Raw genomic sequence first — 23,629 nt, 5'->3', positions numbered from 1 at the left:
GAGTCGGAGGTAAAACTAGGCGCTAGGTTGGTGCAGTTGCAGCCGAAGACACGGGACTGGATGGGATGGGATAAGGCTCGAAACCATGGAGCCGATCGCGCGGCCACTGGGCCGGAACAAGACTGCTGGGCAGTAAGATCCACAGCCGCTTAGGCAACTGGCGCAAGTCGATCAGTTGTTGCCAAAACAAGGGCACATCGCTGCTGCTGATGGCTGCGAGATAGGTTATGAAGGTTTCAAAGCCTTCAAGCTGAATACAGCTTTGGGGAATGTTGGGACTAGCGCATAGATCCCGGAGCGCCTGAATCTCTCGATCGATGCGGCGATGCAAGAGCAGGTTGGGGCTAGTGGACTGGGCGGTATGGCGTTCGAGCAATGCTTGGCAATAGTTGACTCGATGCGTGCCGTAGCGAAATCGCAGTTGTTCGTAGCGCCCGTCGCCTTCCTGCAAGTCCCACTGAATGATGTGGGGGCGATCGCTCGGAATGGTGACTGCGTGCAGGTTGGAAGCCATGCTCATCCTCGGTGCCTGATCCATGCTGCGATGCTCCTTAGCGGGTGGGGTTGGACTGGGCGTAGGCTTGTTCTAGCAGGGCGATCGCCCTATCCCAGCGGCGCACCAACTGATGGGGAGGCACAGTGCGTCGCTGTTCCACTAGGCCATACACCTCTAGCTTATCTAACTGATCTTGCAGCGAAGTCGGCTCTAGCCCCAGCAGCGGCGCTAGACCCATCGGGTGATGGCACACATCCTCCGTAATCACAGAGGTCACATCGCCATAGTCGCGCTCCCACAGCTTCGCCAAGAAATAGCCCACCAAGTAGGGATGGGGCAGCCGCGCCTCCCCCGTTGCATACTGAGTATTGCTCAGCTCTTGCACAAACTGACAAGCCGCCAATGCCTGTGGCTCCGTATAGGCTCGCAGCGCATAGCGCAGATTTTTCTCCAGATTTTTGCTGGTTTCTTGTTCAAAGACTAGCCCGGCTTCGTAAACCAGGTTTTCCACCGAAAAAGTAAAGTGTGCTGGCAAAAACTGATAGACCAACCACGTCCAACCGCCCCACTCTGCCGGGCTTTGGGGCACTGGCGATAGACCCTTGTCGCCAAAGCTGAGATAAAAATGCATCAGCCAATCCGTCACGGGAGACCGAAGCTCCGGATCATGAGCCATCACCACCCACCCCTCCGGACTCAAACGATGCCCCTGAACCAATCCACACCGCACTGCCCAGCTTCTCACTGGGCCAACTTTCTTATTGCCCAACCCGGTTCTCTGCATCAGGTCATCCAACTTACCTTGTAAACCCTGAGGCTCATCCGCCGCTCTAAGGACTTTTTGCAAGTCCTCCTTCTTGAGTGCGAACGTTGTGTGAAAACCCAATTGAAGCTCAGGCATAGTTTATCTCTCAGGCGGAAAAAGCAGATAATCCCAAACCTAACTCACTGACAACCAACTATACAAACGTTCCCATAAGATACTGCATATTCTTTCACTACGTTTTTCGACCAACTCCTTATCCCAGGCTTTTTCAGAACCCAATTCCACTATAGGTAAAATGTGAGAATTATGAGATGAGTTAGTCAACAATTTAATAGCTTGATCGCTCAGGTTAATTCCTCTCTCTTGAGCCTGCGAGGTCAACTCTGCTAGCCGATCTGGATCTTTTTGTGAAAGATGCTGATAGTAAATGAACTTTTCTATCCAACCCTTATTACTTAGAGAACTATTGACATCAACGGGGAGAAGAGTCAGGTTACCAATTCGCTGATAATTGTCATCCTCATACAAAGAATCGTCCCACTGAGAGAGATCATTAGATGACTGATTCTTTTGTGGTGCTATATGCTCAATAGTTGACAATTCTGGGGAATTCCACTTTTCAGGGGTTAGGTATTCAGGAGTACTACCTGGCAACCCCTCCTTCATTAGTCCAGGACAGTCAGGATCGGGGATAGTATCTTCAGCCGTAACGAAAAGCGAAAACTTGCATACAACTTTTGATTCGTCGTATCTCAGGAAACTTTTTGCCTTATTCAGCCAATCCACCCTGTTTCCAATACCTCTCTCTGCTAGTTTACCCTGGAAATACTCTGACAAGAATTTTGCTGTTAGTCTCTCGTTACCCTTTTCCCAACATATCTCCTTAGCTAAAAGATCTCTATACACATCGTCTAATCCAGAATTTGAAAGTGAAGAGCGCCAAATCGTATAAAAGGCAGTCGTGACCTTCAAAGCAGAAATAAATTCTTGAACTGAACCTAAGATATTCTCATTAGAATCACGTTCATGCAGTACCTTCGAGTAAAAACGACTGAGAACAGTTAGCGCCATTCTGTGATTTGCATCTCGCAAGTACAGCAAACAGACAGTAGATACTTTCTTATCTTGATCTTGCACTGGCAAAGACTCCAATACATAGGATTTTTTACTAGGCTCGAACTGCACAACCTCTCTCCAGTAGATTGCAAGTTCGCCCATGTGTTGCAGAAACTCTTCCTTGCCAGAATCGGATCTGCACTTATTTTCATACGAATTACACAACCAGCGTCTCTGCGTGCTAAATTGCTTAGATAGCTTAAAGCCACTTTGTGCTAGAGCAAAAGCTGTCAAGAAATCATTGGTTATCTTGCTTTTAGCTGACGCTTTCGTTTCAGAAGATAATAAGTCATCTACTGACTTAAGGTGACGATCAGAGTTAGAGTTTTGGAAACTAGCTCCTGAGGACTCAACGTAATTAACGACTAGTGGCTTGAAAGTTTCGTAAGCCGTGAGGGGCGTTCCTGTCGCGTTGAGAGACTGAAACATATCAAATGCTCTCACGTCTGATTCCGGCTTAATCACAGTAAAGCAACAGCGATTCAAGAGATAATCACAAACGGCAAATAAACGCACTAACTTACTTAGATGCCTGTCTTCATCGCTCAGAGAATTGGTGTTATCCTCAATCTGACGAATTCTATTGAGCAAAGCCTCTCTCGGATAGCTCCACAACTCAAGTTCTGTAATTTTGCCTGCATCAATTGCTTTGAGGACTTTTGGACCAGAAGGCAAGGAAGTTTTCTCACTTGACAGAAACTCACTCATTTTTTTAAGGTTTCTCTGAACCAAGCTTCTGCCCCTCACCGGAGGAAAGTTTGGAGCCTCATTAGTATTGATGGCTCGAATAAAGCTTGCCAAATAAGAGGACACTGGTGACTTGTAATTATCGTCGTTTCCATCTAAAGTCCATTGATCGACCGATGCCCTTATTATGACGGGTTTCCGTTGTGGACTCCCACGTTTTATATCAACAGAAAACAGATCTTTCAGATTTTCTAGATAAGTTTGGGCTGCTTCTTTTGCATCCTTGCTGCTATCTGTGTCTGAAAGGCGTTGTTGAAGTTCATAAATCTCTTTATAAAGTTGACATGATAGCAAGGCGATTGTAGACAGTCTTTGCTGTCCATCAATTACATTGTCAACTCGAGTTGGCAAAGCTCGCTGATCTAGGGGCTTTATATTCTTAATTGGCTCTTTCTCTGTAACAAGAATAATGGTTCCCATGAAGTGAATCTGCTGATCTGGGCTAGTTTGCCTACCCACATCAGCATTCTCATCAACAATATTTTCAAGCCCATTCAGAATGTCTTCTAAGAGTTGATCGATGTTTTCAGTATCCCAGCTATATTCCCTCTGGTACAAAGGAATGTAGTATCCCAAGCCTGCCTGTTGAAAGAAGCCTAGAATCGACGTACTGTTGCTCGTAAAGATTCGTGAGATATCAACAGTGCCTTGCATGTAACCGAGATCTCCGCTGATGAAGATAGCTAGTTTTTATAACGGTCACTTCAGGAAACCAAGACTGGAAACTAAAACTCACCTATGAAGTGACCTTAGATTAGTTTTCCCTTAAAGATGACACGCTAAACACGGCAGCGTGTCATCTTCCTGGTCTAACACCGTACTTAGCACCTCGGCAAGGGGCAGGTTGTCTTGCTTTGCCTGCTGACGCGCCATGGCCCGCTGATGGTCGGCGATGATTTGTTCCTTGCGGGCCAGCAGTTCTAGCAACGTTTCGCCCTGGGTCCAGGTGTAGGTGCGGCCGTCTTTGTGGCGCTGTTCATATTCCACTGCCTTGGCAAATAAATCCGGATGGTGTTCATATAACATCACCCATTCATATTTGCGCTGAAAAAAGCAAAAATAGCACCCCGACCGACTGCGCCAAGCGTAATATTTGGGCAGCCCAATGCCGCTTTCTTCGAGCAGCCGCAAAATATCTGCCTTCACCAAGCCGCGCTCTTTGAACGGATAGACGGGCTTGATATTGGGTTTGGTGGAAATGTAGCCATCGCGGTGTTCATCGGCGCGGATGCCAATATAGCTAATGGTGTTGTCTTCCCCGATAAAGTCTTCTAGGGGCTTGATTTTAAGTTGTTTTGTACACCATCGCATTTGGGGAGAAGGGAGAACCCCGCCATACACATCAAGCCAATGATCAAATCCTCGTTCTGCACTGAGGTAATGAATCGTAATCCCTAGCCGAGCTTTGATCCGTTCTAGATACTCATAGGTTTCATCGAGTTCTCGATGGGTATCGCAGAAAAAGTATTCCATCTGCGGAACCTCCCGGTGCAGCAGCACCGCCAGCGCCGTGCTGTCTTTGCCGCCCGATAGGCCCAGGATATGTCGCGTCGGTTTGGTCATGGGTGCATTATGGCTCATTCGGAAATTTCGCGGCGGTGAGAATCTGGTTTTAGCTGGGCTTGCCAGTGTTGGGGCTTGAGGATGAGGCGGTCGGCCGTGAGGGGGCCGTGGTGGAACGCAACTTGGTGGGTATTGGTCGCCAAATCTAGCTGATAAACCAACGCCAGGATATAGCAGTCTGCATGGCGCAGAGAAAAGATGCGCTCTCCTTCGCTCAGCCAAAACGTGGGGCTGGGGCCGGGGGTGGCTTTGACGTTGACATAGGCCACGGGCTGCGGCAGCGACCCCACCAAGATATTGAACCCGACAGTGTGAACGGGCTGCTGGCGGATGGGGACGTTGGGATAGCGCTGTCGCAGCAGATCGGTCACCAGTTGCAACGCGGCTTCTTCGTGTTGAAAATCGCAGGGAGCCTCGGCGGGCTTGGCATAGGCATCGCCCCAGCGGGCTAGCTCTGCCACCCGATAAAGCCGCAACAGTTCGGCATCTGGATAGCGCTGCTGGCGGGCGGCTCGGTCGATCCAGTCGGCAATTGCTTCTTCGCACAGGGCGATCGCCTCCTCCACCGCAGAGCGATCGCTGAGATCCACGTTGAGCCGAAAGGTCTGGGAAGGTTTGTCGTAAGTAAGAATTTCATACCTACCAACCAGTACCCGTTTAGGGTTGTCCATCAACACTCGATCCCAGTCTTCTATGCCCTGCTCATCATAGCCGCTAAGGGTGGTGGCCAGGTCACTGCGCGGGGCCCAGCCGTCGCGGGTTAGCAAGTGCAAAATGACCGCAGGCTGATAGATGGTCTGCATGGTCATGGTGTGGCGCAAAAAGTCGAGCAGTTCGGCAATGGGGCGCATGGCGCGGGGGTCGCGATAGAAGTTAGGGAAGGGGGGCTGTGGGCTGGCTCTTGGCCGAATCTAGAGACGGGCTGGGGTCCAACACGCGCTCGGTGAGCCGGGCCACCAGGGCCTGCTGGAGTTGGGGGTCTTGGCATTGCGCCAGAAGCTGGTCGATGAGGGGATCGAGTTGCTGCTGTTGTTGGGGGTCGATCCAGACCATTTGGTGAATTTCGGCTCCGTCGGGCCGGGTGACGGTGATGCGCCGTGCATCAAAGCCGCGATCGCCCCGAGCGGCAATGTCTTTTTGGAGGGCTTCGAGGTTTTTGAAGCGCCGGGCTAGGTCGCCTAGTCGCTGCTCAAAGGCTAGGCGATCGCCATCTCGCCACGACTCGGCTGGGCGATCGGCCACAATCATTAGCAGCGCCTCTAGCCAAGCTTTGGGATTAGGGGGGTCATTGGCCGCCGCCCGCACAAAACGATCGAGCAGGGGGTCGGCGCAAATGCCCAGCAGGTATTTGGCCCGAAACTGGAGGTCGGCTTGCAGGCGATCGCGCTCGCTCCGCAGCCCAAACGCATGGTGCAGCAGTTGTTCACAGTCTGCCAGCAGCACATCGTAGGCCGTGTGAATCTCGCGGAGAGCCTGCACGAGGGTATCGCGCAGCGTGCGGACAGTGGTGGGGTCGTCGGGCTGGTGGGGGGCGATCGGCGGCAGCCCACAGGCCTGGGGCAACTGGACAAACAACAGTTCGTCTGGCTCCTGGGTTTGCAGCAAGGTTTGTAAAACGGCCTGGGCCTCTTGACTCAGGCGCTTGGTTTGCAGCGTGTAGGGCGGCAGCTTGCGGACAAATTGCACCAGCGGTTTGACGACCGATAAAACGGTGACATTTCGCAGGTTCTTGGGCGCGGGGGTTGGGCCTGCTTTGAGAACAGACTCTAGCTCTCGAAAAACGTGCGATCGCAGCCCTGCGATGGCAATATATTTGACGGCAAACCGCGCCGGATCTTTGACCAATAGCTCGAAGTGTTCGCTGCCCAGCAGGGGAATAAACGTGCCGTCTTTATACAGACTAATGCGGTCTGTATCATGCAGCAGCACCGCCGCCAGCAGCACTGGAATGATGCCCCGTTTAACCCCGTAGGGCGGATGTTCGAGTTGATTGTAGATCTGCGCGATGCTTTGGGGCTGGTCGCTGGCGGCTTGGCAAAATTGGGCGATCGCATCCCACACTGCCGCCACGCCCGAATTGGCAGGCGGGGGATAAAAGCCCCATTCCCCCCCGTCCTGACGATGAATCCCCGTCGCCTCTAGCACTGAGCCATACATGGCGACCTCTGGCCCATAGCCGTCTAACCCCAGGCGGGGCTGGTCAGCATTCTTGAGCATTGCCTCGATCAGTTCGCGTCGTGCCTTTGCCCCCTGGGAGGTCAATTCACGGCGATTGATCAGTTCGTTATCTAGCACTGCACCTTTGTCGTAGGTGCGATCGCACAAATCTGAAAGCGCAGATTGAAAGCCCCGGTCAGACTCAATGGCAGTGAGTTGCCCATCAATCCAGCAGGTATTTTTTTGTGCTGACCAGTTGAATGCTAGAGCGACCGTTTCATTCAGTAATTGCTCTGCTTCGACAAGGCGCTGTCTAACCTCACGCTTTGCCACGCCATCTGTTTGCAATTCGGGGGCATCTTTCCAAATCTTCTTCAATGCCAAAAAATCTTCACTACGCATTCGTAGTAGTTCAAGATTGGCAACCGTAATCACAATCAGAGGCTTACCATCTGCTGTGTGGGGTGGAACGGATTCAAAAGATGCGGTATCTAACCAGTAAGCAATTAAGCCGTCACTTCCGGTCGTAGCGCAGGTCAACGCCTGGAGGTCAACCCGACTATCAACGTACCGCTGCTCAAAATAGCGGAGGTTGCCCGTTGTGGTGTAGTGGCGTTGAGCAACCAGCGGTTTTAAGGGATAGGTTGTGGTCAACAAATCCGCTAGGGGCTTGTAGGTTTGCTCGATTTGCGCTTGAATTGCGGCTTCAACGTCGAAATCTGAGCCTTGCCAGATTCGCAATTCATCCTGGGTTCGACTGCGGTGAGTAATTAATTTTTTCTGCTTCAGGTATTGGATCGTCTTTTGCCAATGCTTACGTCCCTTTTCATCTGTGGGAGAGTCGCACAATGCCAGCGCCACTAATTCAGGCGTTGCCCGAAACTTTCCGGTTGAGGTGACTAGGTTAAGAACCCCGATGGTTTTCAATACTTTAAGAACATCCTGGCTCTGGTCTTTGGCATCCTGAATCAGCCCTTGCACCTCAACCCAACGTTGTAAGTTGAGTCGAGATGCAAGCCCGGTGACTGCCTCAACAAAGTAGTCATAAAGCTGGTACAGCTTCAGGGTGGGGATGTGATCTCCCTGAATGACAGTGGATTTAAGAAACTGCGGTAAGGCGTAAGGCTCGTCGCTAGTGAGGAAGGTAAATAGAGAGCGATCGTTCTGGGCGTAACGCACACAGAGCATCGGTAGCACTAGAGCCGTCAGAGGGTGTAGGGGGTAAGCATCTGCTAACACCTTCGCCGAAATCTCGTATTCCGAGAGTACATCCTTCAACGCATCAAACCAGCGTTCGGCCTGGAGGTGAATGCTGGGTTGAATTTGACTGGAGCGAACGATCGCCTGCCCAATCAAGCGAGTCATCTGACTGGGCGATTCAGTGAGAACGATGTCTGTGAATCGTCCGTGAATCTTTGTCCATTCGCTTTGTTCGATGGTTGAGAGGCGATCGCTATACCCTGCAAACGACTGGTGGAGAATACCCACCAGATGAACCTGATAGTCTCCCTTAAGTTCTAGCTCGGCAATCTGTTGAAGCAGGTAAAGATCTTGAATGCCCTGATGATGAGCCGCATACTCCAGATTCTTGCCCAACTCATCAATAATGAGCAGCACATCCGTTTCAACCGTTTGCACTATTTCTCGGAGCAATTTCAGCACTTGTTGGTCGGTAACCTGGCAGTTGCCCTCCTCCGCCTGGAAGCGCCACTCATTCAGATCCATCCAGAAATCTGGCTTCCGCTTCTTCTTCCAAAAAAGCTCAAACCCACGCGATAAGGCACGAACAATCGTCCAGCTTAAAGGCTCCCGTTGAGCCGTTGCTACGGCTCGAAATAATCCCTGCTCAGGAACATTTGTAAGGGCTGACCTTTCGGGACTGTCAGCCGGGAAAGCGTGTTCGGCGATCGCCCAGGCTTCCTCCGCAATTCGACTGCCTTCAGGCGCGCACAACGCCGCCAAATAGTGAGCAAATGCCGACTTGCCTGTGCCATAGACTCCAGTTATTGTCCAGGCGCGGTGAGCATTCGGATCTCCAGTAGCAGATAGAATCCGCCGCAACGCTTCAGCAGATCGCTCAGTCGGAACGTAGCCCTGAACCGCATCAGGTTTATCTAAGTCTCTCTCTAAATTGACGGATCGGTAGTAGCGGCGGTGTAGCTCAAAATAGTTTGACAGGACATTCGGCTGAGTAATCATGTCGAAGCCCTTATTGGTCATCTCGCTCACCTTCCCGCTCGATAATACCTGTCTAAGATAGCTTCGGATAGTTCAAACGGCTCACCTTCAAAGGAAAATTGCAGCTTTCCGGCAGCATCCGAGAGCCGAATTTGATCCCATTGTCGGGCTACGAGTTCGATCGCGTCGCAGATGGCGCTCTCGGTCAACTTAAATACAAGTCCTGGACTGCCAAGGTCGTAGAGCAAATTGGCAATCGGAATCGTTTTAGCGGGGCTACCGGTTCGAGCAAGATGCTCTAAGCAAGCGTAAACCACAACTTCTGGGGGTAAGCTTGGCTTCTGCCCAACCCGAAACATATAGTGTCGAGAATCCCCTGCGGTGTGAATTAACCCCAGTTCTGTAAATGGGCAATCCAAGGAATCTTCGCTGACTTGAGCCTTACCACTGGGCTGCACAACATACATCCGCAAAATGCAACTCACATCCTTTCGGAGTGAAGATTCAGAAATACGGGGAGCGACCCGATCGCGATACTCACAAAGCTGGTAGAACAAATCTTCGGTCGTAAACTCGACCTGGCGAAAATAATTGAAGGCAAAATCCCAAGCGGTCGCCAAGTTAGGCGCTTCTAGCAATTTCCAATGCAGCAGCCAAAGGGAGGCAGGATCTTCTAGATAAGCGTCCCAGCCGTCCTGCCCCAAAAGCTGTTCACCAAATTCTGTCGGCTGGTCATCCTTCAGCAGCTTAAAGGCAGAACACCAGTACCGAATGGAGCGCACCATGTTCTTTCCCACGCCGAGCCGAACAGGAGCATCCTCCCTTAAGAAAATCTCTGAATCGACAGAGGCACGATCAAAACCCTTCTTCAACCAGCCAAAGCGGGGATGAAACGTTTCATGACGAGCAAAGACAAACAGCTTTGAAACATCACGACCCGCTAGTCCCTGGTTGACTGTAGTAGAACTAACAGACTCTGTTGCCATAATTTCACGCAGCGCCCATTCCCACTTGCCTACGCTTGTCTAACACTTGCCTAACACTGATGCTTAGGGGCACCTCGAAAAATAGGGTTGCTTAGAGGATGTTTGAAAAGTCCTACTGTTTATAACAAAGCGTGCAAGATTCCCCTAAAAAAGGGGGACTTTAAGGCAGTTTCCCCCCTTTTTTAGGGGGGCTAGGGGGGATCTCTGAGTGCTTAACATTACAGGCGATACCTTTTTAAACACCCTCTTAGGGTTGCTTGCTGAAAATAGCTTGATCTTGATTTGATATAGCGTGGCTAATTTTTGCAATATTTTTGCAATATAGTAATTCGAGATGCCCTTAGGCTTGCAGCAATTTTGGCAAATTCTGGCAGCCAAGCTGATGCTAGCACTTCCACAGCCCAGGCGCTGCCATAATTGGCAACAGAGGCATGAAAAATCGAGTGGAAGATCAGGAATGGAGCTAAGCGGATTCGAACCGCTGACCCTCTCAATGCCATTGAGATGCGCTACCAACTGCGCTATAGCCCCTTGTGCGTTTTCTATCATGCCTGACAAATGGCAACTTCGTCAACTAATCTTTGGATTTCAAGTGAGAGATTTGGCGTTTAATGGGGAATAGCTTTGTTGCTCGCCCTTTGGCACAGAACCTCACGCCCTATGATTGACCTGCCACCCGAACCTTCCGAAACGTCTCCAGCGTCGCCCGCTCCCGACCGCGCCCCCGCCGAGCCAGATGTAGAGGCGCTGATCCTGTCGCTGCGGCGCAAGCAGGGCACCTGGATGGACTGGGGCAAAGCCTGCTTGCAGTTGCAAAAGGCAGGGTATTCGCCGCAGCAAATTTTTGAGGCAACGGGGTTTGAACCTGTGCAGCAAAACCAGATTGTAGTAGCGGCGCAGGTGTATTTGTCGATGCTGAAGGTGGGCGTGTCGGACGCGGTGCGGGCCCGTTTTGAGCGGACGGGTAGCGATACGCTGTACGAGTTTCGGGTGCTGAGCCAGGGCGATCGCGCGGCGGTTGCAGAACTGGTAGTACAAAAAGGCGTGGACTCGGAAGGGGCACGGGATCTGGTGCGGGCGGTGAAGGAGTATTCGCGGCTGGCGGCCCCGCCAGAGAAGTTTCCCCAGGCACCGGGCGACGCGGTGGCCTATTTTTGCTGGAACCTGGCGCGGCAGCAGGCGGATCTGCAAGCGCGATCGCGCCTGATTGCCCAGGGGTTGAAATTCGCCAGCAGCGACAGTGCCCGCCAGCAGCTCGAGCATTTGCTGACGGATTTTGGCGTGGCTCGTGTGCAGCAGGCTCCCCGGCTGCCGTTTTATCGGCTGGAAACGGAGTCGGAGGTGCCGAGGGTAATTCCGGTGGCGGGTCGGCTGCCGCTGTCTCGCGCCCACCTCCAGGCGGTGCCGATTCTGCAAGAGGAGGAACCCTTTGGCATTGTCAAATTTTCGGGCACAGGGGCGTGGGTTCCAGTTCCCGGCTGGCAGGTAATTTTGGCGGCTGAAGACCCAGTGGCGCTGATTACCGACAGCGACCAGTTGCCCAATGCGCCGGAGGGCCCGTCGGAGCCGGTGTTAGTGATTCTTGACCGGGCGCAGCGCCAGTGGGACGAGTTCAGCTACTTTGTGGTAGATCAAGAGGGACAGTTGGATATTCAGTGGTTTGACGTGCCGCCTGCCAAGCCAATCCTGGGGCGAGTGGTGCTGATCATGCGGCCGAAGCGCGTGCTGGACGAAGACTTTAATAAAGAGCTGTGGCAACTGGAAGAATAGGGTTCGATCTGGGCGTGGAGCGCGGTCTTGAAGAGTCTGGCGATCGCCCGGCCAATCCGGCTGCCAAGCCGCTGAAGGCAACTGCGGCGGCGATTGACCCGGTGATCTGGAACGACTGGTATGTGGTGGCTCGGTCGGTGGATGTGCCCATTGGCGCAGTGGGGCGATCGCGCTTACTTGATACGGGCATCGTCCTCTGGCGCAGTGCAGACGGGGCGGTGCAGGCGTGGCGCGATCGCTGTCCCCATCGCAGCGTGCAGTTGTCAAAAGGGCGGGTGGCGGGCGATCGCCTCGTGTGTCCCTATCATGGGCTGGCGTTTGACCCCAGTGGGCGCTGCGTGTCGGTTCCGGCGCACCCCGGCTATACGCCGCCGCCCCAGTCCCACGCTGAAACCTACGCAGTGCAGGAGCGCTACGGGCTGGTCTATGTCTGCCTGGGTGTTCCGGAGCAGGAAATAGTGGACTTTCCCGAATGGCACGAACCGGGTTATCGCGGGCTGATCGCCGGGCCCTATACCATCCACACCAGCGGGCCGCGGGCAATCGAGAACTTTTTGGACGTGACCCACCTGCCGATTCTACACGCCGACATTCTGGGTTCTCCCCAGCGCCCCGAAATCGCCGACTATGAGGTACAGGTTACGCCCACGGGTATCACGGCTCGCAACCTGCGAATTTGGCAGCCCGACCCCTATGGCACAGGCAGCGGCAGCGAGGTGGTCTACGATTACCGCGTGGAGCGTCCGCTCACGGCGCACCTCCGCAAGCCCAATCCCAATGGCGAAAACTTGGCACTGCTGTATCACGTCACGCCTGTCAGCGAGACGGAGTGCGTCGGATGGATGGCAATGGCGCTGAACTTTGGGCAGGAGATTCCCGATGCAGAACTGATTGCCTTTCAGGATCGCATCGTGCAGCAAGACCTGGACAATCTGGAATCCCACGACCCGCCGCAACTGCCGCTGAATCCTGCGGTCGAGTTTCACCTGCCGGGCGATCGCACGTCGCTGGCCTATCGTAAGTGGCTCCGGCAGTTGGGGGTGCAGTACGGCGTAATGGGTTAGCGGAAAATGGGTTAGCGCAGAAAATGGTTTCGCGGAAGATCGACGCTTCACAAGCCGTCGCGCTTCCGACACGCCTCTAGCCCCTCGCGCCCACACTGGCAGAGTCGCGGATATGCTCCAGGGTCAGCGTGCCCACGGGGGAACCGTCTTCTAAAACCGTGAGCTTGGGTGCGCCTGTGCGAAGAATCAGCGACAGGGCATCGCGCAGGCTGTCTTCGCGGGCGATAGTGGGGTGTCCATTGTGTCCATTGAGGGCGTAGCCTTCGGGCAAGCGAGTCATGGCGGTAGACACGCGCAGCAGGCTGAGCTGGCGCACCATGTCGTCTGCGCCTACCAGGTTATGCACAAACTCGTTCGTGGGCTTGGTCAGGATATTGAACGGCGTGTCGTATTGCACGATCTGGCCGGCTTTCATGATCAAAATGCGATCGCCCAGCCGCAGCGCCTCTTCAACATCGTGTGAGACAAACAGAATCGTCTTTTTCAACTGCCGTTGCAGCCGCAAAATTTCGTCTTGCAGCGTGGCACGAGTAATCGCGTCGATCGCCCCAAAGGGTTCGTCCATCAGCATCACCTGCGGATCGCCCGCCAGCGCCCGCGCCAGCCCCACCCGCTGCTGCTGTCCGCCGGAGAGCTGGGCGGGATAGCGATCGCGATATTCCCCTGGCGGCAGCGCCACCAGATCCAGCAGTTCGTCGATCCGCGCCTGAATGCGGGGATTGGCCCAGCCCAGCAGCCGGGGCACAACAGCAATGTTCTGCGCTACAGTCATGTGGGGAAACAGCCCCGACTGCTGAATCACATAGCCAATCTGCTGGCGCAGCCGGGTTTTCGGCAGTTGGCGAATGTCCGTGTCGCCCAGATAAATGGTGCCTGCTGTCGGCTCATACAGCCGATTCACCATCTTTAGCAGGGTCGTCTTGCCGCAGCCGCTCGGCCCCAAGATGACGACCAGATTGCCCGACTCCACCTCGCAACTGACGTGATCCACCGCTGCCCGCGCCATGCTCGGAAAGCGGAGCAGCACATTGTCAAATCGGATAGCGCTCATGGAGTAGCCCCTAAATCAGCCCTTCGCTAGTCAGAAACTCACGGGCCACGTCGGCGGGTTCCTTCTGGTTGCCGCTGACTTCAAAGTTGAGGGTTTGCATCACATCGTCGGTGAGCTTGGGCGCAAGGGCATTCAGCGCGTCCGCAATTTGGGGATTGGCATCCAGCGCTTTTTGCCGAACCACCGGCGCAACCTGATAAGGCGGGAAAAGATTTTTGTCATCTTCCAGCAGCACCAAGTCAAACGCCGCGATTTCGCCATCGGTGCCAAAGGCAACGGCCACATCGGCTTCGCCATCCACCAGCCCTTTGTAGCGCAGACCCGGATCAACGGCTTTGTAGCCTTTTAGCTGGAAGTCGCCGTAGGCTTTTTTGATGCCGGGGAGACCGTCTTCACGCTGCTCAAACTCTGGCGGGCCGATAATCGTCAGTTCGCTGGCTCTAGCAACCATATCAGAAATGGTTTTAATGCCCAGTTCCTCAGACTTGGCGCGGGTCATGGCTAGCGCCTGGGTGTTGTTCATGGGCGACGGTTCCAGCCACACCAGGTCAAATTGCTCTTTATAGCCTTTAGAGACGGCTTCAAACACGGCCTGGCGATCGCTCTGGGCAGGCAATTTCAGCACCGTTAGCAGCCCCGTGCCCGTGTATTCGGGGTACAAGTCGATTTCGCCACTCATCAGCGCAGCTTGGGCCACGGGCGTTCCCCCCAAGTTCAGCTTGCGGTTCACCGTCAACCCTGCCTTTTCCAGCACCAGCGCATACATCTCGCCGATGATAAATGCTTCGGTGAAGTCCTTGGAGCCGACCGTGACCGTCCCCCCAGAGGTGGAGCCACTGGGGCCGCCACTGCCGCCCGCGCAGGACACCACGACAAAGGCGGAAAACAGCGCCACTAGGGGCAAAATCAGCAGTCGGCGCAGGGACTTGGAAACGTGCATATTGAAACCTTGCATAGTCCTAGATTTGGGCGCGATAGAGAAGGTGGAGTCAGGGTGCGGAAAGCCCGCTTAATCGGGGCTGCTGAACCTTCCTAAATTGTTCCGAATAACCGTTCTGATATCTGTTCTGACGATTGCACTAACGACTTGCAATAACGGCTTTCAACCTCTTGCAACCTCTTGCAACCTCTTTCAACCTTCAAAGATTGGAAGTCTAGAGGCCGATTTTGAGCCAAAGATCGCTCAGCGAAAAAGGTTAGGACTTACGCGCTTGCGATAAGCTCTCTGGATCTTGGACAATTTCTCGCGGGCTGCGCCCGCGAGAAATTGTCCAACTGCATAAGTTCTAAAGGTTTCACTCATCATAAAGGATTCAGCCCAAATCCAGGCGTTTGCCCAGCAAACTCAGCCCAAGGGAGCAAAAATTTCAGCGCGTCTCCTTCGCTGGGTTGATCGAGTCGTGCCTGAAGGTTCCATTCGCAGACTCCATTCCCGACAGGCTTGCCTACGGCAACCATCGCGGCCGTAGCCCTGCCACCGCCAATGGCTGGGGGGCGACCTTTTGGGGATTGCCCTCGTCGTCGAGCTGTAGGGGCAAGAACCAGAGGCGGCTGGTGGCGATCGCCCGTCCGTCGCTGCCCTGAGCAATGCCCTCCTCAGTGGTATCCGAGGCAGACACCACCTGATCAAACAGCAACCCCAATCCATCCGGGGCCAGCGCGATTTGGATATCCCGCTGGATGGGCAGCTTGAGCAAGTCAGTCCGAATCCCGGATTTTAGGTTAATGGCCACGAGATAGGGCTGTTCGACGTAAATATCCCCTGGCAGGCGGGTGGAAACCAGACAGTAGAGTAGCGAGTTTGTGGGATCAAACTGGGCGGTGAAAATAGAGCCGTCGGTGGTCAGCAGTTCCTTTTCTTGTCCTTGATTGGTGACCAAAAAGAGCGATCGCGTCGGGTTCTGCGGGTCGCGGTTAAAGCGCACCATCGCCGCCGCCGCGCCATCTTTGCTAAAGCTCAGCGCTAGGCCATACTTTGGCAAAAAGTCCAGCGGCTTGCCCTCTTCGGCTGCATCTTCCTCTGGCGTGAGCGACAGGATTGCCATGCCTTCGCCCTGGGCCATAGCTATCGTTTTGCCGTCGGGGGCAATCACAAAGTCGCCGCCCGGTTCAGTCGGCACGGGCTTGGCAGGCTCACCTGGCTCGATCACCCACAGCCCAAACTCGGCCGGATTTTGCCGATTGACCCGCTGCACGGCGATGCGCTGCCCGTCGGGCGACAGGTCAAATTTCAAATTCTGGTACTCATTGTCGCCCAGCACCAGTTGCACGATGCCCGCGGGCTGGGGGGCACGATCGCTCCTCACTCGTTCTCCCGCTTTGATTTGGCTAATGGTAGGGGCAGGCGCTTCCGGCAGCAGCCCCGTGGTGACCGTGTAGAGAAACGGGCTAATATCGTCGGCGCGATGTTTGCGATCGACGGCTGAGAACAGGATGCGATCGCCCTCTGGATACGGCTCGTAGTCGAAAATACCCAAATCCGCCGGGGTGAGAATGGTCTTTTCGTCGCGGGTTAGGTTTTGTAGCACCAGCCGCCCCGCCTCGTCGCCCTCCGCACCCAGATACACAAAAGCGCGATCGCGCGTTTTGAAGCTGCTTTCAAAGGGTTGCAGCAGGTTGGTATCGGTGGACTGATTGAAGCGATCGCGGGCCCCCTGAAGCCGCACCTGATACTCGGTTCCGTAGGGCGCTGGGGTATCGAGCGTGTAGGCCATGCGCCGCCCCGCCCAGCTGATCCTGCCCGACAGCGGCGGCTCAATTCGCAGATTTTGCTCCACGCTCTGGCGATCCATCGGACGGCTAAAGGTCATCAAAAACGCCCGATCTTCCGCGCCCACCTGCCGCCCGTCCCAACTGAAATCGCGTACCCGTGGCGAAGCATGGTCGCCCCCCGCCAGCAGCAGCCCCGTCAACACCAGCAGCACCGCCATCATCAGCCAAGCCACTCGGTCGAGCGGCTGAAGCCAGCCAGAGGAACCAGTAGGGGGGGCAATGCGGCGAGCCATACGCAAATGCAGAAGCAGAGCAAATCGACATTGCTTACCTTAGCAAATGGCAGGGACAGGGATCAGGAGAGCGCAACGAGGCGAGGCGATGCTGTCGTGTTCGATTGGCTAGCAGAGGGAGCTAGTTCAGCCTGATGAGATGAGCGTAAAACGAGGTAAATCAAGGGCTTTAGGGCATCATAGAAGATCAAGTGTCTTGAGCAGTATCCTGATCAGCATCTTGATTCCTGGGTTTGCCCATCGCATTTCCTTTTCCAATTGCACCAACCCCCACCAAAACTCAGCCGATGTTTCAGAAGGCTGGCTGGAAGCGCCCCAACTCGTCGGGTTTGTGGTTCCCGGCTTCCTGACGAGTTTCTGCAAATAGCGCATGGTGCTTCTGAATTTGTGTCCCCTGCTCCTCTGATTCCCAAACTTTTCCGATGCTTCCTGCGGCGCGACTGTATCAATTGATTCTGGCTGGAACGGGTGCGGGACTGGCGATCGCCCTCCTGCTGTCTGGCCAGACTCGTCCCTCTGGGCTGGCGATCGCGCTGGGGCTGACGCTGCTCTACGACGGGGTGGTGCTGGGGCTGGGCGTGGTGGATGCCCAACGGGGGCGATCGCGGCGGGTGTCCGTGGCGCGGCGGCCGTTAGACAAGCTCTCGATTGGGCGCGAAAATCCGGTGCATTTGACCGTGACCGCGGGCAACGCACCTGCATTACTCAAACTGCGAGACGACTACCCGGCCAACTTTGGCAGGCCGCAAGCGGAAGAACCCCTGGCGTTTCGCGAAGCAATCCAATGTGAAATCGCTCCCCAGGAAACGCGGGAAATCACCTACACTGTTTTCCCAAAGCAGCGCGGAGTCTATGCTTGGGGAGATCTCTATCTGCGACAGCTTGGGCCCTGGGGGCTGGCATGGCACGACTGGCGCATTCCCCAGGCGGCTTCCGTGGCGGTCTATCCCGACCTGATGGGTCTGCGGGAACTGTCGCTGCGGCTGACGCTGCAAACCAGCGGCAACATCCGCAGGGCGCGGCGCATGGGCATGGGCACGGAGTTTACGGAACTGCGGGACTACAGCACCGGGGACGACCTGCGATTTGTGGACTGGAAGGCGACGGCCCGCAAAAGTCGGCTGCTGATGCGGGTGTTGGAACCAGAGCAGGAGCAAACCCTGGTGATTTTGCTGGATCGGGGGCGATTGATGACGGCGCAGGTGGCGGGGCTGGCGCGGTTTGACTGGGCGCTGAATGCGGCGCTGGCGCTGGCGCTGGCGGGGCTGCATCGGGGCGATCGCGTCGGGGTTGGGGTCTTCGATCGACAAATGCACGCCTGGATTCCGCCAGAGCGCGGCGCACACCAGTTACCAAAACTGCTGGCTCAGCTCACGCCCATCGAGCCTGTATTCCAGGAGCCAGACTATCTCAACGCCGTGACCACCGTCGCCCAGCGCCAGACCCGCCGCGCCTTGGTGGTGCTGCTGACCGATATCATCGACCAGACTGCTTCGGCAGAACTCTTCGGCGCGATGGCTCAGCTTGCACCCCGCTATCTGCCGTTTTGCGTGGCCCTGCGCGATCGCCGCGTAGACGACCGAGCAAACCACCCCGCCGAAGACGTGCAGACGGCCTATAGTCGCGCTGTTGCCCTCGATCTCTTGGCTCAGCGGCAGCTTGCCCTGGCCAAGCTAAAGCAGCGCGGCGTGCTAATCCTGGACGCACCTGCTGATCGGATCAGCACGCAACTGGTCGATCGCTATCTCCAACTCAAAGCCCGAAATCTCCTATAGTCGGGTATGGTCGGGCTGATAGTCGGGACTATGCTGATAGTCGGGACTATACTGATTCTGGATTTTGGATTTGCGATTTTGGACTGCCAGTCGAGCGTCTGTGGGGCTTCCAGTCACTTCACTCGTTACTTCTCCAATCGCACTGCATACCATTGCAAGAACTGCCCCGGCCCGATGTCTAATTCGCAGGCAGTGTCGAGCAAGTGACGCGCTTGCGCTGCCAACGTGGGAATGTCTTGCAGTTCGCGAGGCAGGCTATCCTGCATGGTTTCTAGCACCGATGCCAGCTTCTGCAACAGTTCCTCGGCGGTGAGGAATTGTTCTGGCTGGTTGGTTTCCAGCACGACAAACGCATCCTCACGAAACATGATCGGGTCGGGCATAAGGGGAGATGGGTTTTAGTCTTCCGCAAAGACGTACTTATACAGATCAGCAGGACTTGGCTCAGGGCTTTCCAGCGCAAACTGCACTGCGTCTTCCACCGTTGCCTGAATCTTGCGGTCGATCGCCTTCAGTTCCTCATCTGTCGCCAGGTTTTGCTCGATCAGATGGGCGGCGAGGCGCTTGATCGGGTCACGGGCAAACCAGAACTCTTTCTCTGCCTTAGAGCGCAGTTCGTCGGGGTCAGCCAGGGAGTGCCCCCGGAAGCGGTAGGTGAGCGCTTCGATCAGGGTGGGGCCTTCGCCTGCGCGGGCCCGGGCCACGGCTTCTTGGGCCACGGCTCGCACCGCCAGCACGTCCATCCCGTCCACTTCTACGCCCACCATGTCAAACACGCTGGCTTTTTTGTAAATTTCTGGCTGCGACGTAGCGCGGTCGTGGGCCATGCCGATCGCCCACTTGTTGTTTTCCACCACAAACAGGATTGGTAGCTTCCACAGCGCCGCCATGTTCAGGCATTCAAAAAACTGACCATTGTTGCTTGCGCCGTCGCCAAAGAAGCAGGCCGTCACCTGATCTGCGGATTCGTCTCCCAGCGCTTCGCGGCGATATTTGGTCTGAAACGCCGCGCCCGTTGCCACAGGAATGCCCTCCGCCACGAACGCATAGCCACCGAGCAGGTTATGTTCTGCCGAAAACAGGTGCATCGAGCCGCCGCGCCCCTTGCTGCATCCCGTCGCTTTGCCAAACAGCTCTGCCATCACCTCGCGGGCGGGCACGCCTGCACTAAGCGCATGGACGTGGTCGCGGTAGGTGCTGCACACATAGTCATCGCTCCGCATGGCCTTGATCACCCCGGACGACACCGCTTCTTGCCCGTTGTAGAGATGAACGAAGCCAAACATCTTGCCCCGGTAATACATCTCGGCGCACTTGTCTTCAAAGGTGCGTCCCAGCACCATGTCTTCGTAGACCACCAGCCCATCTTCCCGGCTGATCTGGGAAGGGCTAGCGGAAAAGGCGGGCAATACACGTTCCTGAACCATGAGACTGTCCTATGGGGTTGAGAAGGATGTGGCGAGGGCGATCGCCCCTACAGAAAAACTTGGCAAACCCAAACTGGCACGTACAAGCCAGCGGGCTTCTGGGAAAAGCAGCTATGGCTATTAAAATACCTGAGCGACCTATTCGCCAAATGCCACTGCCAAATGCCGCTGCCAGAAACCAGCGCCAGAAACCCAAGGGCCATCAACTTGCCAAATGGCTTGGCTCTCCGCCAATGGCTTGACCAGCCCAGTAACAAATCGTAACAGGAATTGGGTTGCCTACACTAAACTGGATGCTGGTTTTGTTTGCACCGGAGGTTCGCATTGTTGGATACAGCGGAATATTCCGGATACAGCGAAATATAGTGTCGCGAACCTTAACCTTTTCCTTCACTGACAAATGCAGGGGTTTACGTGAAACTATAGGGACTGGAAACTATAGGGACTGGCACTGGATCGGGTGCATCGGTGTATCAGGGTGCATGGGCCGTCAATGAAGTTTGTACAGAAGTTTGCACAAAATTCGCACAATGCTAAAAACCTGTGGCATTTTTCTAGGTTTTTTGTATGCTGATGAGTAAATTTTGTCTCAGGGGTTCCTCTCTCAATGCGCCTTGCAAGGAGAAGATGGCTGGGATAGGTGAAGTTGACGTAGCATGAATTGGCGTAGCTTACCGGAAGACGATAGGTGAGTCTTTGATTGATATCTTGCGTTTCAATCCTCAGTTCAATTCATTGAACTTGGAAACCGCCTCTGGAAGCTGCTTTGAAAGTCTGGACCTGTCACATACTAGAACCTATTAGAACTCGGTCTGGCTAGTCTTCGCATTTGGTTCTGAGGTCTTATGTAGGGCTGCGTGATGCCGCCTGCTGGCATGGGTCGATTTAGATAATGTCTTGATAACGTTGAGTTTTGGGGAAGTGGGCCGTGAGAATTCCGCTTGATTATTACCGCATTTTGGGGCTACCTATTCAGGCAACGGCTGACCAGCTTCAGCAGGCCCACCGCGATCGCACGCAGCAGCTTCCCCGACGCGAATATTCTGAAGCGGCGATCGCCTCTCGCAAGCAGCTCTTAGACGAGGCCTACGCCGCCCTGTCGAACCCGGAGCAGCGCCGCACCTACGATGCCACCTTCCTCGCCAGCAGCTACGACCCAACGAGCGATCGCTTTGCTGGGGCAGAATCGGGGGCGATCGCCCTGGAAACCGAGGCAGACCCCTACGCCCCCAGCATCGACATCGACGATAGCCAGTTGGTCGGGGCGCTGCTGATCTTGCTGGAGTTGGGAGAGTACGAACTGGTGCTGAAGCTGGGGCATCCCTACCTATCCAATAGCGCCTTCAGCGGCAGCGCGGGCCGCAGCGCCCAGGCCGATATTGCCCGGTCAGATGTCGTGCTGACACTTGCCTTCGCCTACCTGGAACTGGGCCGCGAACAGTGGCAGCAGGGACAGTACGAAAGCGCTGCCGAATCTCTAGAAGCAGGACAAGAACTGCTGTTGCGGGAGGGCATGTTTGCCGGAGTGCGCGGCGAAATGCAGTCCGACCTCTACAAGCTACGCCCCTACCGCATTCTGGAACTGCTGGCGCTGCCCGAAGCCCACGAGATTGAGCGGGGCCAGGGCATGAACCTGCTGCGCGATATGCTGCAAGATCGCGGCGGCATCGACGGCACCGGCGACGACCGCTCTGGGCTGAATGTGGAAGATTTTCTGCGGTTTATGCAGCAACTCCGGGGCTACCTCACCGCCGCCGAGCAGCACGCCCTGTTTGAGGTCGAAGCCCGTCGCCCGTCGGCTGTGGCGACCTACCTGGCAGTGTATGCCCTACTGGCCCGCGGCTTTGCCTATCGCCAGCCCGCCCTGATTCGTCGCGCCAAGCAAATGCTGATGCGTCTGGGCACGCGCCAGGATGTGTATCTGGAGCAGGCAGTGTGCGCCCTGCTGCTGGGGCAAACCGAAGAAGCCACCCGCGCCCTAGAACGCAGCCAGGAGCATGATTCCCTGACCTTCATTCGCGAACATTCCCAAGGCTCACCCGACCTGCTGCCGGGGCTGTGCCTCTATGGCGAACGCTGGCTGCAAAACGAGGTGTTCCCCCATTTCCGCGACTTGGCCCAGCAGCGAGCATCCCTGAAGGATTATTTTGCCGACGATCAGGTGCAGGCGTATCTAGAAGAACTGCCCAGCGAACCGGACACAGCTCAGTGGGAGTCGGCTCCGGCTCCAGTGGGCAGCACAACTACGCCCTTTGCCCGTCGGGCGACTGCGCCCCAAAGCCGCTATGACCAGGCCGGCACGGCAGGTAATGGACTCGGCATGGGTGGCACGGCGACGCTAGAGCCTGCGGCCGCCGCCTACACTGCCACAAACGGCACTTCAGCCGTTCCGACGGCCGAGCGCGTGTCCCAGATGTCTCCTTCGGGACGGCTGACCACGGGGGACGGCGGCGGGCGATCGCCCCGGACTTCCTTCAGCGACAGCAGCCGCCGCACCACCACCTCGCTGCCCAGCAGTTCCGGCGGCGGGGGCATTACGCTGCGGCTGGATCGGCTAATGCTGCTGCTGGCGCTGGGCGTGCTGAGCTTGGGACTCCTGTGGCTCTTGTTTAGCTGGGTGGCCCGTTCGTTCAACAGCGGCCCGGTGCTGGAAGGCGAGCAGCTCAGCATCAGCCTTGCAGAACCCGTCGTTCCAATTCCCGAAGAAACAGAGCCGTCGCCCTCCCCTGCTGACTCTAGCGCCCCCCTCACGGCTGAGTCTGGGAAGACACTAGTCGAAACTTGGCTGCGGGCGAAATCTGCCGCAATGGGCAGCAGCTACGACACCAGCCAGCTTGGTCAAATCCTGGCAGATCCCATGCTGTCGCAGTGGCGCAGCAACTCCGAGGCGGCGCGACTGGCGGGCGAAACCTTGACCTATACCCACCAGGTTCAGCAGGTCAACGTGCTGCCCCCGACCGCTTCTAGCAGCACCGACGAAGCCCAGATTGATGCAGTGGTGGTGGAAAACGGCGATACGCTAAATGTCCGCTATTACCTGACGCGCCAAGGGGGACAGTGGCGGATTCGCAGCAATGAAATTTTGCCTGATGGGCCGCTAGAGAGCATGACCACCAATGAACCCTCTGACCCGGCCAGCAACCCTGCTGCGTTGCCCATGACTTCTCCAGGCTTGCAGCCCGCGCCCTCCCCTGCGTTGCCCCAAAGCCCTGGCCCTAGTCCACTCCCCGAAGGCTCCTTGCCTGCGCCGGGCAGCGCGGTTCCCGGTGCGCCCAATGCTGCTCCTGCGGGGAGTGGGGCTTCTGGCAGAATCGATCCGGCAGATGCCAGTAATTAGGGTTCGTAAGGCGTTTCGGTCAGGCATTTCGGTGAGGCCTTGCGATGAGGCATTTCAGTGAGGCATTGAGATGCACTCAAGTCATAATCTGGCTCATAATCTGGCTAATGACCGGGGTATAAGGGCGGACTGGCTTGGCGAATGGCGGCTGTTCCCGTAAAGTACCCAGTAGTCGAAGGCGCTGATTGCTG

18 protein-coding genes and 1 tRNA gene are annotated in these 23,629 nt (G+C 55.6%); 6 read left to right on the top strand and 13 right to left on the bottom strand.

Features of this window, described 5'->3' with window-relative positions; translation table 11 throughout:
* Positions 1 to 22 precede the first annotated feature (22 nt).
* The 8 genes from HNI00_RS10500 to HNI00_RS10465 all read right to left on the bottom strand — a co-directional run bounded on the left by HNI00_RS10500 (position 23) and on the right by HNI00_RS10465 (position 10,540).
* Positions 23 to 514, bottom strand: coding sequence for a hypothetical protein (locus tag HNI00_RS10500; RefSeq protein ID WP_316793078.1), 492 nt, complete (start codon positions 512 to 514; stop codon positions 23 to 25).
* A 37-nt stretch (positions 515 to 551) separates the two neighbouring features.
* Positions 552 to 1,397, bottom strand: coding sequence for a DUF4007 family protein (locus HNI00_RS10495; protein WP_316793076.1), 846 nt, complete (start codon positions 1,395 to 1,397; stop codon positions 552 to 554).
* A gap of 39 nt (positions 1,398 to 1,436) precedes the next feature.
* Positions 1,437 to 3,779: a DUF262 domain-containing protein gene (locus HNI00_RS10490; RefSeq protein WP_316793075.1), complete on the bottom strand. Its 2,343-nt coding sequence runs from the start codon at positions 3,777 to 3,779 to the stop codon at positions 1,437 to 1,439.
* A gap of 111 nt (positions 3,780 to 3,890) precedes the next feature.
* Positions 3,891 to 4,688, bottom strand: a complete 798-nt coding sequence (locus HNI00_RS10485) for a phosphoadenosine phosphosulfate reductase family protein (RefSeq protein WP_316793072.1) — start codon at positions 4,686 to 4,688, stop codon at positions 3,891 to 3,893.
* A gap of 14 nt (positions 4,689 to 4,702) precedes the next feature.
* Entirely contained in the window at positions 4,703 to 5,539 is an 837-nt protein-coding gene (locus HNI00_RS10480; RefSeq protein ID WP_316793070.1) for a protein NO VEIN domain-containing protein, read from the bottom strand.
* A gap of 22 nt (positions 5,540 to 5,561) precedes the next feature.
* Positions 5,562 to 9,065, bottom strand: a complete 3,504-nt coding sequence (locus tag HNI00_RS10475; protein WP_316793068.1) for a hypothetical protein — start codon at positions 9,063 to 9,065, stop codon at positions 5,562 to 5,564.
* A 5-nt stretch (positions 9,066 to 9,070) separates the two neighbouring features.
* On the bottom strand, positions 9,071 to 10,009 hold the full coding sequence (locus HNI00_RS10470; RefSeq protein WP_316793067.1) for a DUF4007 family protein: 939 nt from the start codon (positions 10,007 to 10,009) through the stop codon (positions 9,071 to 9,073).
* Positions 10,010 to 10,467: 458 nt separating this feature from the next.
* A tRNA-Ala gene (locus HNI00_RS10465) sits at positions 10,468 to 10,540 on the bottom strand.
* A gap of 129 nt (positions 10,541 to 10,669) precedes the next feature.
* Between HNI00_RS10465 and HNI00_RS10460 the strand changes: the two genes are divergently transcribed.
* Complete coding sequence (locus HNI00_RS10460) at positions 10,670 to 11,779, top strand: RuBisCO accumulation factor 1 (RefSeq protein WP_316793064.1); 1,110 nt, start codon at positions 10,670 to 10,672, stop codon at positions 11,777 to 11,779.
* The gene (locus HNI00_RS10455) at positions 11,761 to 12,843 is read left to right on the top strand and encodes an aromatic ring-hydroxylating dioxygenase subunit alpha (RefSeq protein WP_316793062.1); all 1,083 of its coding nucleotides are present in this window, start codon (positions 11,761 to 11,763) and stop codon (positions 12,841 to 12,843) included. The genes HNI00_RS10460 and HNI00_RS10455 overlap by 19 nt, the downstream gene beginning before the upstream one ends.
* A 76-nt stretch (positions 12,844 to 12,919) precedes the next feature.
* Here HNI00_RS10455 and HNI00_RS10450 read toward each other — a convergent pair whose 3' ends face one another.
* The 3 genes from HNI00_RS10450 to HNI00_RS10440 all read right to left on the bottom strand — a co-directional run bounded on the left by HNI00_RS10450 (position 12,920) and on the right by HNI00_RS10440 (position 16,899).
* Positions 12,920 to 13,894, bottom strand: a complete 975-nt coding sequence (locus tag HNI00_RS10450; protein WP_316793060.1) for an ABC transporter ATP-binding protein — start codon at positions 13,892 to 13,894, stop codon at positions 12,920 to 12,922.
* Positions 13,895 to 13,904: 10 nt separating this feature from the next.
* Entirely contained in the window at positions 13,905 to 14,834 is a 930-nt protein-coding gene (locus HNI00_RS10445) for a glycine betaine ABC transporter substrate-binding protein (protein ID WP_316793058.1), read from the bottom strand.
* Between the two features lie 505 nt (positions 14,835 to 15,339).
* Positions 15,340 to 16,899 (bottom strand): hypothetical protein, encoded by a 1,560-nt coding sequence (locus HNI00_RS10440; RefSeq protein WP_316793056.1) that lies wholly within the window; start codon positions 16,897 to 16,899, stop codon positions 15,340 to 15,342.
* 196 nt (positions 16,900 to 17,095) lie between these two features.
* Here HNI00_RS10440 and HNI00_RS10435 point away from each other — a divergent pair, with 196 nt between their 5' ends.
* Positions 17,096 to 17,266 carry a hypothetical protein gene (locus HNI00_RS10435; protein WP_316793054.1) on the top strand — a complete coding sequence of 57 codons (171 nt, stop codon included), beginning with the start codon at positions 17,096 to 17,098 and terminating at the stop codon, positions 17,264 to 17,266.
* Between the two features lie 55 nt (positions 17,267 to 17,321).
* Positions 17,322 to 18,674, top strand: coding sequence for a DUF58 domain-containing protein (locus HNI00_RS10430; RefSeq protein ID WP_316793052.1), 1,353 nt, complete (start codon positions 17,322 to 17,324; stop codon positions 18,672 to 18,674).
* A gap of 125 nt (positions 18,675 to 18,799) precedes the next feature.
* Here HNI00_RS10430 and HNI00_RS10425 read toward each other — a convergent pair whose 3' ends face one another.
* Both HNI00_RS10425 and pdhA read right to left on the bottom strand, forming a co-directional pair.
* Entirely contained in the window at positions 18,800 to 19,057 is a 258-nt protein-coding gene (locus tag HNI00_RS10425) for a CRR7 family NDH-1 assembly protein (protein ID WP_172354316.1), read from the bottom strand.
* A 15-nt stretch (positions 19,058 to 19,072) separates the two neighbouring features.
* Positions 19,073 to 20,101 carry a pyruvate dehydrogenase (acetyl-transferring) E1 component subunit alpha gene (pdhA, locus tag HNI00_RS10420; RefSeq protein WP_316793050.1) on the bottom strand — a complete coding sequence of 343 codons (1,029 nt, stop codon included), beginning with the start codon at positions 20,099 to 20,101 and terminating at the stop codon, positions 19,073 to 19,075.
* On the opposite strand from pdhA, the gene HNI00_RS10415 reads away from it, so the two are divergent.
* Complete coding sequence (locus HNI00_RS10415; protein WP_267313432.1) at positions 20,100 to 20,225, top strand: hypothetical protein; 126 nt, start codon at positions 20,100 to 20,102, stop codon at positions 20,223 to 20,225. The two genes, pdhA and HNI00_RS10415, sit on opposite strands and share 2 nt — an antisense overlap.
* Positions 20,226 to 21,029: 804 nt before the next feature.
* Positions 21,030 to 23,438 (top strand): IMS domain-containing protein, encoded by a 2,409-nt coding sequence (locus tag HNI00_RS10410; RefSeq protein ID WP_316793046.1) that lies wholly within the window; start codon positions 21,030 to 21,032, stop codon positions 23,436 to 23,438.
* Positions 23,439 to 23,629 lie beyond the last annotated feature (191 nt).

The sequence above is a fragment of the Thermoleptolyngbya oregonensis NK1-22 genome, from assembly GCF_032705245.1.
GTDB classification, from domain to species: Bacteria; Cyanobacteriota; Cyanobacteriia; order Elainellales; family Elainellaceae; genus Thermoleptolyngbya; species Thermoleptolyngbya sichuanensis.
Note: the sequence above shows the minus strand (reverse complement) of the source record. Positions and strands in the feature narration are given on the sequence as shown.

Coding starts and splice junctions, on each gene's coding strand:
- HNI00_RS10500 (WP_316793078.1), bottom strand. CDS start 514: ATGGCTTCCAACCTGCACGCAGTCACCATTCCGAGCGATCGCCCCCAC.
- HNI00_RS10495 (WP_316793076.1), bottom strand. CDS start 1,397: ATGCCTGAGCTTCAATTGGGTTTTCACACAACGTTCGCACTCAAGAAG.
- HNI00_RS10490 (WP_316793075.1), bottom strand. CDS start 3,779: ATGCAAGGCACTGTTGATATCTCACGAATCTTTACGAGCAACAGTACG.
- HNI00_RS10485 (WP_316793072.1), bottom strand. CDS start 4,688: ATGACCAAACCGACGCGACATATCCTGGGCCTATCGGGCGGCAAAGAC.
- HNI00_RS10480 (WP_316793070.1), bottom strand. CDS start 5,539: ATGCGCCCCATTGCCGAACTGCTCGACTTTTTGCGCCACACCATGACC.
- HNI00_RS10475 (WP_316793068.1), bottom strand. CDS start 9,065: ATGACCAATAAGGGCTTCGACATGATTACTCAGCCGAATGTCCTGTCA.
- HNI00_RS10470 (WP_316793067.1), bottom strand. CDS start 10,009: ATGGCAACAGAGTCTGTTAGTTCTACTACAGTCAACCAGGGACTAGCG.
- HNI00_RS10460 (WP_316793064.1), top strand. CDS start 10,670: ATGATTGACCTGCCACCCGAACCTTCCGAAACGTCTCCAGCGTCGCCC.
- HNI00_RS10450 (WP_316793060.1), bottom strand. CDS start 13,894: ATGAGCGCTATCCGATTTGACAATGTGCTGCTCCGCTTTCCGAGCATG.
- HNI00_RS10445 (WP_316793058.1), bottom strand. CDS start 14,834: ATGCACGTTTCCAAGTCCCTGCGCCGACTGCTGATTTTGCCCCTAGTG.
- HNI00_RS10440 (WP_316793056.1), bottom strand. CDS start 16,899: ATGGCTCGCCGCATTGCCCCCCCTACTGGTTCCTCTGGCTGGCTTCAG.
- HNI00_RS10430 (WP_316793052.1), top strand. CDS start 17,322: ATGCTTCCTGCGGCGCGACTGTATCAATTGATTCTGGCTGGAACGGGT.
- HNI00_RS10425 (WP_172354316.1), bottom strand. CDS start 19,057: ATGCCCGACCCGATCATGTTTCGTGAGGATGCGTTTGTCGTGCTGGAA.
- HNI00_RS10415 (WP_267313432.1), top strand. CDS start 20,100: ATGAGACTGTCCTATGGGGTTGAGAAGGATGTGGCGAGGGCGATCGCC.
- pdhA (WP_316793050.1), bottom strand. CDS start 20,101: ATGGTTCAGGAACGTGTATTGCCCGCCTTTTCCGCTAGCCCTTCCCAG.